The 10,794-nt window shown below is 65.7% G+C and carries 13 protein-coding genes, 1 tRNA gene and 1 pseudogene; 6 read left to right on the plus strand and 9 right to left on the minus strand.

What is annotated here, in order from left to right; all coding sequences use genetic code 11:
- The 3 genes from D893_RS13245 to D893_RS13255 form a co-directional block, all read right to left on the minus strand.
- The coding region (locus D893_RS13245; RefSeq protein ID WP_146220561.1) for a transposase at positions 1–230 on the minus strand (230 nt) is incomplete at its 3' end.
- 33 nt (positions 231–263) lie between these two features.
- Entirely contained in the window at positions 264–521 is a 258-nt protein-coding gene (locus D893_RS13250; RefSeq protein WP_246863937.1) for a hypothetical protein, read from the minus strand.
- 30 nt (positions 522–551) lie between these two features.
- Complete coding sequence (locus tag D893_RS13255; RefSeq protein ID WP_018945742.1) at positions 552–1,163, minus strand: methyltransferase domain-containing protein; 612 nt, start codon at positions 1,161–1,163, stop codon at positions 552–554.
- Between the two features lie 109 nt (positions 1,164–1,272).
- Here D893_RS13255 and D893_RS13260 point away from each other — a divergent pair, with 109 nt between their 5' ends.
- The 3 genes and pseudogenes from D893_RS13260 to D893_RS13985 form a co-directional block, all read left to right on the plus strand.
- On the plus strand, positions 1,273–1,986 hold the full coding sequence (locus tag D893_RS13260) for an MBL fold metallo-hydrolase (RefSeq protein ID WP_077243448.1): 714 nt from the start codon (positions 1,273–1,275) through the stop codon (positions 1,984–1,986).
- Positions 1,987–2,050: 64 nt separating this feature from the next.
- A tRNA-Arg gene (locus tag D893_RS13265) sits at positions 2,051–2,127 on the plus strand.
- Between the two features lie 173 nt (positions 2,128–2,300).
- A pseudogene (locus D893_RS13985) lies at positions 2,301–2,720 on the plus strand (hypothetical protein); the annotation flags it as partial.
- Here the strand turns inward: D893_RS13985 and D893_RS13275 are convergent.
- On the minus strand, positions 2,611–4,269 hold the full coding sequence (locus D893_RS13275; RefSeq protein WP_168409956.1) for a BspA family leucine-rich repeat surface protein: 1,659 nt from the start codon (positions 4,267–4,269) through the stop codon (positions 2,611–2,613). The pseudogene D893_RS13985 and the gene D893_RS13275 sit on opposite strands and share 110 nt — an antisense overlap.
- Before the next feature lie 430 nt (positions 4,270–4,699).
- On the opposite strand from D893_RS13275, the gene D893_RS13280 reads away from it, so the two are divergent.
- From D893_RS13280 to D893_RS13290, 3 genes are all read left to right on the plus strand, one after another.
- Positions 4,700–5,632 (plus strand): aldo/keto reductase, encoded by a 933-nt coding sequence (locus D893_RS13280; RefSeq protein WP_077243445.1) that lies wholly within the window; start codon positions 4,700–4,702, stop codon positions 5,630–5,632.
- A gap of 62 nt (positions 5,633–5,694) precedes the next feature.
- Complete coding sequence (locus D893_RS13285) at positions 5,695–6,357, plus strand: DUF6064 family protein (protein ID WP_077243444.1); 663 nt, start codon at positions 5,695–5,697, stop codon at positions 6,355–6,357.
- A gap of 335 nt (positions 6,358–6,692) precedes the next feature.
- Complete coding sequence (locus tag D893_RS13290; RefSeq protein WP_210434115.1) at positions 6,693–7,448, plus strand: serine protease; 756 nt, start codon at positions 6,693–6,695, stop codon at positions 7,446–7,448.
- A 6-nt stretch (positions 7,449–7,454) separates the two neighbouring features.
- Here D893_RS13290 and D893_RS13295 read toward each other — a convergent pair whose 3' ends face one another.
- The 5 genes from D893_RS13295 to D893_RS13315 all read right to left on the minus strand — a co-directional run.
- On the minus strand, positions 7,455–8,573 hold the full coding sequence (locus D893_RS13295; RefSeq protein WP_077243442.1) for a nucleotidyltransferase family protein: 1,119 nt from the start codon (positions 8,571–8,573) through the stop codon (positions 7,455–7,457).
- On the minus strand, positions 8,560–9,474 hold the full coding sequence (locus D893_RS13300; protein ID WP_110620046.1) for an HprK-related kinase A: 915 nt from the start codon (positions 9,472–9,474) through the stop codon (positions 8,560–8,562). The genes D893_RS13295 and D893_RS13300 overlap by 14 nt, the downstream gene beginning before the upstream one ends.
- Positions 9,474–9,740, minus strand: coding sequence for an HPr-rel-A system PqqD family peptide chaperone (locus D893_RS13305; protein WP_018945750.1), 267 nt, complete (start codon positions 9,738–9,740; stop codon positions 9,474–9,476). The genes D893_RS13300 and D893_RS13305 overlap by 1 nt, the downstream gene beginning before the upstream one ends.
- Before the next feature lie 53 nt (positions 9,741–9,793).
- Positions 9,794–10,555, minus strand: a complete 762-nt coding sequence (locus tag D893_RS13310) for a hypothetical protein (protein ID WP_246863938.1) — start codon at positions 10,553–10,555, stop codon at positions 9,794–9,796.
- On the minus strand, positions 10,500–10,794 hold a 295-nt coding region (locus tag D893_RS13315; protein ID WP_146220562.1), incomplete at its 5' end, for an integrase core domain-containing protein. The genes D893_RS13310 and D893_RS13315, both read right to left, overlap by 56 nt.

Below are 10,794 nucleotides of genomic sequence, written 5' to 3' on the forward strand. Positions count from 1 at the left end.
ATTGGCGCGGTCTCGAGCACGACGCGGAACTTCTCCTCGCTGCTCCAGCCCTCCGGGGTCGATCCTCGTGATGGCAAAACCTGTCCTCTCTCACGGGCCTGTTTGCGCCAATTGTACAGGGTCGCCGTGGAGATCCCCTCGGCCTCGGCCACCTCGGGGACAGTGAGGTTCATCGGTGGTGCCAGCTTGCGCAGGACGGCTTCCTTACGCTCCGCGGAGTAGTGCTTCATGGTTGTCACCTGTCGGTTGCGTTGAGGCGACAACTACGTTGACTGATAGGGGGCGGTCGCCAGATGTTCGGGCGGGATGGTAAAGCCGATGGACGAGAGTTCGCGCACGATGCGGGCGCGCGAATGGCGCGTGGTATTGGTCACGTAGCGCAGGGGATATCCGGCGGTCTGCAGTCGCCGGAGGGCTTCGGCGACCCCGGGGATCGCGCGGTCGCCCACATACAGCACGCCGGAGAGATCCAGGAGCACCGCGCGGATGCCGTTGAGGCCACTGGGTGGCTGCAGGAACATGGTCACCTCCCGGCCGTCGGGCGGCCCGTATCAGCGCCGGATCAGGCGGCGCAGGATTTCATGCTTGCCGTTGAAGTGCTCCGTGGCCCCGGCGTCGTCGCGCCAGATCCAGTGCTCCTCGGGAAACAGTGCCTGCATGTCGGGCAGGGCGCAATGATAGGGTGGCCCGCCTTCGCGCCCGGTCTGCATGAAGCAGGCGAACAGCTCCCCACCCGGGCGCAGCCAGCGCCACAGGCGCTCGGCGTAGGCTTCCCACTGCGCGGGCGGCAGGGCACACAGCGAGGTCTGTTCGTAGATGGCGTCCGCGGGCGCCGCTGGCATCCAGTCGAGCATGTCCGCCTGTACGGCCGCCGCGTGTGCCTGCAGGCCCCGGTGTTTCAGCTCTGCCTGCAGGTGCTCGACCGGCGTGGGCGCCACGTCCAGGCCGGTGACCCGGAAGCCGCGTTCGGCCAGCGCCGGCACCTCGTGGCCATAGCCGCAGCCCGGTACCAGCACGTGGGCCCCGGGCCGCAGGTCGGTGAGCGCCAGCCAGCGCTCCAGAGAAGGGCTGGGTTCGCCCCGGTCCCAGCGGGTCGAGCCCGCGTCATAACGGGCCTGCCAGTGCTGTTCGGGGTTTTCGGCTTCGGGCGCGGAACTTTGCATGACGTTTCGGGATTCCACAGGATGTAGGTTTCTCCCTTATGGTAGCCGGCCCGCGTTTCGGGCCGGAATCGCGACAGCATTACCACGGACATCACCACGGAGACAGCCAATGCCCCAGTCCAGTGCGCTTCCCTATCGGATCCATCGCCAGGAACTCGGTCCCATGGAGAACTTCGTCTACCTGATCGAAGATGTGGGCAGCCGGCGCGCCGCCGTGGTGGATCCGGCCTGGGACCCCGACGCGATCCTGCGCCAGGCGCGGGAACAGGACGTGGAGATCAGCGACATCCTGCTGACCCACAGCCATCACGACCACATCAATGGCATCGAGGCGATCCTCGAGTACAACCCCTCGGCGCGTCTGCACCTGCTCAAGCCCGAGGCGGAGTTCTGGGGCCGCGACCTGGAACAGCCGCAGCTGCACCACGGTGGCGACCGCTTCATGCTCGGCGACACCGAGATCCGCCTGCTGCACACCCCCGGTCATACCCCGGGCTCGACCTGCTTCCACATGCCGGCCGGCGACGACCTCATCACCGGGGATACCCTGTTCGTGTTCGGCTGCGGCCGTTGCGATCTGCACGGCGGGGACCCCGAGCAGATGTTCCACACCCTGAAGGGCCTGCGCGAGGGCCTTCCGGAGCACACCTGCATCCATCCCGGGCACAACTACGCGGAAAAGCCCGAATCCACGCTGGCCGAGGAAGAAGAGGGCAATCCGTTCATGCACTTCGATGCGGTGGACGACTTCGTCCACTACCGCATGCACGAACATGACCGCGTTCGCAGCCAGCCGTATCACCCCGTGCCGCGCAAGCGCTGAAAGGATTCGTTCGGGGGGCTTGCATCACTCCGTCCGGATCCCCATAATTCGCGTTTCAGTCGACGCGCCCGTAGCTCAGCTGGATAGAGTACCTGGCTACGAACCAGGCGGTCGGAGGTTCGAATCCTCCCGGGCGCGCCATTATTTCGAGAAAGGGATCAGTGACTTACAGTCGCTGGTCCCTTTTTCATTTGGGGCCTCGAAAGCCTCTGTGACCATTGTGTGACTACCCAGTGACGGGCCGGGATTGGTGCTGTCTTCCAGCCCGGGGAAAGGGCCGCCTGTCTTTGTGACCGAACACGGCGGCGCGGGAGACGCAGCTCTTCTCGGAATCACACATCAAGGCAAGGGCTCGGCCGGTGACGGAATATCTGGTGGGCGGAACCCGCCGCCCGTTTCTGCATGCACAGCTGCGGATCCAGCCGGGCCGTTCACCAGAGCAACGCCGAATGCTCAGCGAGCATGTGCTGGACGTCCTCTGCTCGAGGGCCCAACAGGCCGTGGTGACCGTGGAGGTGGTCGAAATGGAAGCGGCGAGCTACGCTTGGCATTATCCCGAGACATCGACCGGCCGTTTGCAGGCCCGGGGATTCGCGGGCAGAGCCATGTGTGGCAACGCCGGCTTCAGCCCAGCCCGGCAGGCAGCCTGCTTGAGTCAAACGCATCGGCACCGTCGAACATGTCGTCGGTATTGGCCTCCTCGGGGAAGGTCCAGGCGCTCAGGTCCTGGTTGAAGGCCCCGGCATCACGGAACATCTGACGTGCATTGAGGACGCTGGAGACATCCCAGCCGCTGATGTCCTGATCAAAGGATGCGGCTTCGGCGAACATCAGCCAGGTGTTGGTCACGCTGGATACAGCCCAGTCACCGATGTCGCGGTTGAAGGATTCCGCCTTCCAGAACATGCGCCCCATGACCTCGACGCTCGACACGTCCCAGTCACCGATGGCCCCGTCAAAAGTCCGCGCGCCCCAGAACATGCCGTTCATGTTGGTCACCGCGGAGACGTCCCAGTCGTTCAGATCCTGGTTGAAGGCGATGGCGTCCTTGAACATCGAGCGCATGTCAGTCACGCCGGACACATCCCAGTCGCCCAGGTCCTGGTTGAAGGACTCAGTGCCGGAAAAAACCTGATTCATGCTGGAAACCCCGGATACGTCCCAGCCGCCGATGTCCTGGTTGAAGTCGCGGGCACCGGCGAACATGCTTTCCATTCTTTCCACGCCGGACAGATTCCAGTCGCCGATGTCCTGGTTGAAGGAGTCCGCGCCGCCGAACAGGCTCCTGACATCGCCAACACCGGAGACGTCCCAGTCACTGATATCCTGATTGAAGCTCTCGGCCCGGCTGAACATGCCGCGAAGGGTGGTCGCCGCGGACAGGTCCCAGTCGCCGATATCCTGGTTGAAGGACTCAGCCTCTCCGAACATGTAGCTCAGGTCCTCGACGCTGGAGACATCCCAGCTGCCGATGTCCTGGTTGAAAGAGCTGGCTCCGTCGAACATGCCGCTCATGTCGGTCACGCTGGAGACGTCCCACCCACCGATGTCCTGGTTGAATGCGGTGGCCTGCCCGAACTGCCTGTTGAACATGCGGCTCATGCTGGTGACGCTGGAAACGTCCCAGTCACCAATGTCCTGGTTGAAGGAGTTGGCTCCGTCGAACATGCCACTCATGTCGGTCACGCTGGAGACATCCCACTTGCCGATGTCCTGATTGAACGAAGAGGCCTGTTCGAACAGGTGGCTCATGTCCTCGATGCCGGAGACGTCCCAATGACCGATGTCGCCATCGAAGGAATGGCCCAGCGCAAACATACGGCTCAGGGAGCTCACGTCGGACAGATCGGGCGCATCGGTGGCATCGAGCGTCAGATTGACCGCGCCGGCGAAGGCGCCTTCCATGCTGGTCCACTCGATCGTCCCCCATTGCTCGACGGCCACCAGTCGTTGCGCGTTGTCCCCGGGGTGGATGTCGCCCCGCGCGGGCCTCTGGAAGTCCATTTGCGAGAGATCGAAATGAATGCGCGGAAACCTCCCGGTAATGGCGACCTGGTAGATACCGGGCTCGGCGTAAGCATGCGTCGGATCCGGGTCGGTGCCGGAGATCTCCTCGACGGTCCCGTCGCCCCAGTCGATGGTGAAGTGGTACTCGGTGGCCGGTGCCGTCGGGATGAAGATCTCATCGCCGGGTTCGCCGATTTCCCAGGTGGTGATGAAGGCGTCGGGGTCCTGCGCCGCGGCTGGCCGGGCAAGCGCTCCGCTCAGAAGGACGAGGGCCATGGCGATCCATGCAACATGGATCATGAAGCCGGAGCGTTGTTCGGACGGGGCGGAACGCGGGAAAGAGGCCATAAGCGGTTCGAGCTCCTGGGTCGATTTGGCGGTCCGGAATTCCGGGGTGGAGAAAACGCAAAGCGATGACGCGTGCCGGCATCGGCAGGCTGTTTCGAGCGATACTTGCACGCATGCAACGCCGTTGTGACTACATGAATGGAGGGGGTGTCAGCATGATCCGGAAGGCACTCACCGGGACGTCCATCCCCCGTGGCCCGGAAACGACTGCCTGGCCGAGGCCGGCAGCGGCGGGCGATTCCGCCTCCCGCGCGTGTTCATGAAGGGCCCTCGTGGCCCGGCAAAGAACCGTGGGGGAACTTCAGGCCTCCGGACGGGGACGATCTGGTAGCCATCTCTGCATCGTGCGAGGCATCCCATGATTGATCGCCGGCGCTCGCGCCGTTCCTTTCTGAAGCTCGCCGCTGCCTCTGCAGCCGGTTGGTGGGCCAGCCTTTCGCCGGCGGGTTTTGCCGCCGAGCGCGAGCCCCATCGCAAGCCGATTCCGTCTTCTGGCGAGCGCATCCCGGTGATCGGGATGGGGACGTGGATTACCTTTAATGTCCCGGACGCGCCGGGTCCGATGGCGGTACGTCGCGAGATCCTGGGACGTTTTTTTGCCCGGGGCGGGGGCATGATCGACTCGTCGCCCATGTATGGCCGAGCGGAGGCAGTGGTGGGGGACTGCCTGCGTGCGCTGGATCGTCCCGAGGCCCTGTTCTCGGCGACCAAGATCTGGACCCGCAGTACCTCCACCGGTCGTGAGCAGCATGCGGATTCCCTGGATCTGTGGGGCGCGGGCCGCCTGGACCTGCAGCAGGTGCACAACCTGCAGAACTGGCAGGCGCATCTGGAGACCCTGCGTGAGCGACGCGAGGCCGGGGAGGTTCGCTACATCGGGATCACCACGTCGCACGGGCGGCGGCATGACGAGATGGAGCGCATCATGCGCTCGGAAGACCTCGATTTCGTCCAGCTTACCTACAATATCCTCGACCGCGAGGCGGAGCAGCGCCTGCTGCCACTGGCAACCGAGCGCGGTATTGCCGTGATCGCCAACCGCCCGTTCCGGCAAAAGGCCCTGATCGAGCGGTTCGAAGACCACCCGCTGCCGGACTGGGCGGCCGAGATCGAATGCGAGAACTGGCCCCAGTTCCTTCTCAAGTTCATCGTGTCCCATCCGGACGTGACCTGCGCGATCCCGGCGACCTCGGTCGTGGCCCACATGGGGGAGAACATGGGCGCGCTGTACGGACCCATGCCCGATGCAGCAATGCGCGAACGCATGGTTGCCTGGGTCGGCGACCTGTAGGCGGCCAGAGGGCTGGCCTCCTGCAGAACCGGTTCTGAACCCACGGACATGGGAGTTGGTCAATGCTGCCGTTTGACGGACCCACCTGGCTGGCGATCCTCGAGCAATACAACCAGGCGATCTGGCCCCTGCACGGGGTGGCTGCGCTGTGCGTCCTGGCTGCGATCGCCCTGGCGTTCTCCGGGGCGCGTTTCGCCGGGCATGCGATTGGCGTGCTGCTGGGCGTGTTGTGGATCTGGATCGGGCTGATCTTCTTCGGTGGTTCGGTGGCGCCGTTTCACTTTGCCGCCGAGGAGCTGGCGGGCGTGTTCGTGGCGCAGGGTCTGATGATGGTGCTGGCCCTGACCGTGATGGGGCGGGGGGGCATCTTCGGCTGGCCCGGTGGCCGGACGGGTGTACTGGCGGTCGTGCTGGTGGTCTACGCTGTGGCCGCGCACCCACTACTCGGGCATCTGCTGACGGATACGCCCTGGTCGCAGCTGTCGTATGTCGGGGTGGCACCGGCTCCCACCATGCTGCTGACCCTGGCACTGTTGCTGCTGGCGCTTCCGCGGCCGCCACTCATCGTGGCCATCATCCCGTTTCTGTGGGCGCTGGTCACGGGCTACATGGCCGCGGGCCTGGGGCTGGCCCTGGAGTACATCCCCGCGACGCTGGGTGTGGCGGCCTTTGCGGTCATGGTGGTGCGTCGTTTTCAGCGCAGCGAACCGTGGCTGGACGGTTGATCGTCGGATGCGGGGGCGTTGCCACGATGGCGGGTTGCGACATGCGGCGGGCAGGTCTCCGACCCAACCCGTCTCCCCGGTATTCGGGGGCTCCTCTTCGGTAATTGGCATGTGATGGTGGCACTCTCGAGCCGGGTGCTCGTACCCCTCTCATAACACCGCCACGAAAATCGGACCGTCTCACGGCACCCTCGGGGAAAATCGGGACTACACTCAGAGAGACACCCCGGGAACGCCGAGAGGAAAACGAAATGCCCTGGCTCATTGGAACCAGGCGTGGCCTCGCCGCCATCTCCGCCGTGTGTTCTGCAAGGAACGGGATCGCCCTGTCCGCGGTGTGGCTCGTCCTCGCCGGCCTGTTGCTTCAGCCGCTCCAGGCCGAAACCCTGCCCGAAACGGTCGAGCGTGTTGAGGGCTCCGTGCTGGGCATCGCCACCTTCCAGCCGACCCGCAGTCCGCGGATCGAATATCTGGCCACGGGTTTCGTCGTGGACGACGGCCGGCTGGTCGTGACCAATCGGCATGCGGTCCCGGAATCCCTGAATGATGACCAGCGCGAGCGGCTGGTCGTGGTCAGTGGTCAGGGCCGCGATACCGTGATCCGCAATGCCCGGGTGGTGGCACAGTCGCGCGAGCACGACCTGGCCTTGCTGCACATCGCTTCGCCGTCATTGCCGGCGCTGGAGCTGGGTTCTTCCGATTCCGTACGGGTCGGCGAGGAGGTTGCCTTCACCGGTTACCCTATCGGCATGATTCTGGGGCTGTATCCCGCCACTCACCGGGCCACGATCGCCGCGTGGACCCCGATGGTCATCCCGGCTCGCAGCTCCGGTGAACTGGATGCGAGGCGCATCCGCGCCTTGCGCGATGATCCCCCCATGGTGTTTCAACTGGATGGAACCGCCTACCCCGGGAACAGCGGTAGCCCGCTGTATCGCAAGCACGATGGCGAGGTGATCGGCGTAATCAATCAGACCTTCGTGCAGGGCGGCCGGGAGGCGGCGGTCGAGCGGCCGAGCGGGATCACCTACGCGATTCCGGCGGAACAGATTCGCCCCCTGATCCGCGAGTATCACTCCAGCGGGCAGTGATCCCGGTCACCCGTGCCGCTCCGGTTCGGGGCGGACATCCCCGTCGTCTTCCTTTTCGGCCAGGAACGCCTTGTAGAAGAGATGACGGGCCAGCAGGCCCGGCGGCATCTTGAGCCAGTGTCCCCGCAGGAACAGCAGTCCGCGCGCGGTGGCATCCCGCCAGGGGGTTACCGAGGCCGCGCGGGTGCGGATCCCGTGCCGAAACGCCCAGCGCGCCCAGGGGGATATGGGGCGGCCCGTGCGGGCCTGTTCAAGCCCCTGTATGACCGCGTTCGGTACCGGGGTCAGCAGCACCCGCCGGCTGAGCCACAGGGCCCGTTGCGCCAGCCACGCCAGTTCCAGCGCCTGTGCCTCCGCGACGAATGCCTGCCAGAAGGCCTCGCCCTCGCGTTCGGCGAAATGGCCGGCCAGCATGTGGATGTCGTAGAGATCGCGCAGTCCGCGGTCCCAGTCGGTCTCGGAGAACAGGTGCACGATGGCATGCAGCACCATGTGGGCGGGGGCCAGCATGCGAAAGCGCCAGGGCCCGGGCAGGGCGACGCTGTGCTCGCGCAGTCGCTCGGGGTCGGTGCGCACGCGGAAGGTCTCCGGCAGGATGTTGTGATGCAGATCCAGGGTGGTGCCCCGCTGGCGGTGGGTCAGGGGAGGCAGCTCGTGCATCCACTCGCGGTAGTACCGCTGGTCGTACGCGTTGTGATGGGCCCCCGTCCATCCTTCGAAGAACAGCAACGCCTCCGCGCGCTCGACTTGCGCGCGGGGGAAGAGCAGGTCGATGTCGTTGGCCATGCGACCCGGCGCGTTCGGGAGTCCGGCCAGCGCATACGCCGCGCCCTTGAGCAGGACCGGGGGCTGCATGCGGGTGAGCAGCCCGCGATCCAGGCCTTCCAGCTCCCAGTGCAGGGCCTCCGCGCGGCGCTGTGCGACCATGGCTGCGCCCTCCAGATGGGCGGCGACCGGTTCGCACAGCCGATCCAGGACACCGGCCGCGCGGGCGCTGTGCCAGAGCGTGCCCTGCAGCGACGTCTCGCGCGCGGCGCCCAGCATGGCTGCCCACTCTGCATCGTTGCGTTCCGCCATGCTTTCCGGGCGGGCGAGGGCGAGACCAAGGGCGCTATTGCCGTCCATCCGCCAGCGCCTCGAAGGTGGCCATCGCCTCGTCGAGGCGGCTGTAGGTGAAGTCGAACGCCCGCGTCCGGTCGACCAGATCCCCGATGGCATGAAAGGCCCGTCCGCCCAGTGCCGCATAATTGAATGCATTCGCCACCAGCCCCATGAACGCCTCGCCCGGGGCGCGATCAAGCAGCCGGGTATCGGCACCGGGGCGGAAACGGGGGAACACGACCCAGGCGGGCGGGGCGCGCTGCCTGGCCCGTTCGACCGCATCCCGGGGCGGGCGCATGTGCGCGACCGTTCCCTTGAGGGTGTCGTGCACCGGGGTATTCACGTTCGCTTCGGGACAGAAGTCGCGGATCACGTTGATCGAGGCATTCTTGAGGCTGATCGGACGCGCCGGCCCGGAAATCTCCGCCGTATCCAGTGCCACCAGCACGGATTCGTCGGTCATCAGGCGCCAGCCATGGCTGGCCAGGGCCGCGCACAGTGTGCTCTTGCCGGAGCCGGGCGGCGCCGGAAGGATCAGCGCCCGGCCATTGCGTTCCAGTGCCGCGGCGTGCAGCACCAGGCGGTTCTGGACGTGGCTGGCGATGCACCAGTTCATGCCCCATTCGAGCATGGGGTAGGCCTGGTGCCGGGGCAGCGGCTTGAACACCACGCGCTGATCCGAGAGGAACACCACCTGCGGGCGATAGAACCGGCGCAAGGACCGGGGCGGGCGCAATTCGCAGTCAAAGTCGTAAAAGCTGTCGGCGTTGTGTACCTCGCAATCGGGATACAGCGAATTTATCCCCTCCGCAACGCTCGGGATGCGGCTGCGAATCCGGGTCACGAAGGGGCCCGTGGCGAGCAGGAGCCCGTCTGCGGAAAGCCGTCGGCGCAGGCCGGCATGGCCAAGCTCGCTGACTCGCACTAGGCGTCGTCCCGCACCAGGCCGCTGTCGCGAAGCCCGGCCAGCCAGCCGGTCATTGCGCCGGCAGGCGTGTCGCTTTCCGGGCCCAGACGGGCTGCGAGTGCCGGCAGGTCGAGGCCCGGCTCGCGTTGCAGGCATGCGAGAACACGTCCGGCCCCGGCGTCCACGAGATGCGTCGTGCCGTGTCCGGAATGGAAGGCGACCCACTGGTCGCCGCAGCGCCGCAGGTGCAGTTCCGGGACCAGTCGCCAGCGCGGAGAGTCCAATCCAGCAGGGGGGCGCTGATCGGTGTGCACGTCCGCGCTTGCGTCGCCCTTTTTCAAGGGCCCCAGGTTGGCACGTTCATGGTGTTTTCGAGGAACGCCTTGACCTGTTCCGGCTCCAGGCGATCCCCGCTGTCGGCGACGTAATAGCCGTCATTCAGTGTGTCGGTCACGATATCCCGCACCTGTTGCTCCGACAGCGGATATCCGGAGATGTAGCGTGCATTCAGCAGGGCTGCCATGCCGAAGCGGATGATCTGGCGCTCGTGCGGGAGGCCGACGAGCCCGAGTACTTCCACTGAAGCGGCAACGGCCCCCAGAGCCGTGAGAGGTATCTCGCCGTGGGACGAGCCATCCGGCACATCCGGGTTGGCCGAGTGGCCCGGTTCGCTGTCGCCGCCGGTATCTTCAACGGCATATTCCCGGTAGTTGTTGCCAATCCCCGGAAAGCCGTATTCGGAAACGAACGCTTCTCCCTCTTCCACCGCCTGGTGCCAGCCCGGATGGTTCTGGAAAGATGCACTGCTCGGGTTCAGGTCGCCGGCGTTGGCCGAACCGCTCCAGTACCCGGGCGTCCGTCCGCCGCACTCCTCGGGCTCATCGTGTTTTGATGTGTTGCCGGAAACCCAGCCCGAAGCCATGCAGTTCGCCCCCGCCGCCTTGAGTGGCGCGGAGTGGAGGGTCATCAGAACCGGCGCGGTTCCCAGCGCGGCCTTGCCCAGCCGCCGTCGTGTACGCCCGCGCGTTCCCAGCTGCTCGGTTTCATGTTCGGGGCCCGGGGGGCGGTTTGGTGTCGGGTCCCGGCTGTTTGTATACATGTTTACGAAATAAATCGGGGCGTTCCTGTTGCCAGGCCTTGAGTGTCTCAACCGGCGTTCGATGCCCCAGCGCTTTCTGCCCGATCTGATGGTTGTAAAGGCGCTGGTAGTCCTGGAGGGTGTCCTTCAGATGTTCTCCCGAGCCGAAGCGCCGGGTCCGCAGCAAGTCGGCGATGCGGCCGTTGAAGCGCTCCACCATTCCGTTGGTCTGCGGCCGTTTCGGCCGGATCAGACGATGC

Origin of the sequence: Thioalkalivibrio sp. ALE21, assembly GCF_003208255.1 — a bacterium.
In the GTDB taxonomy this organism is placed as follows: domain Bacteria; phylum Pseudomonadota; class Gammaproteobacteria; order Ectothiorhodospirales; family Ectothiorhodospiraceae; genus Thioalkalivibrio; species Thioalkalivibrio halophilus.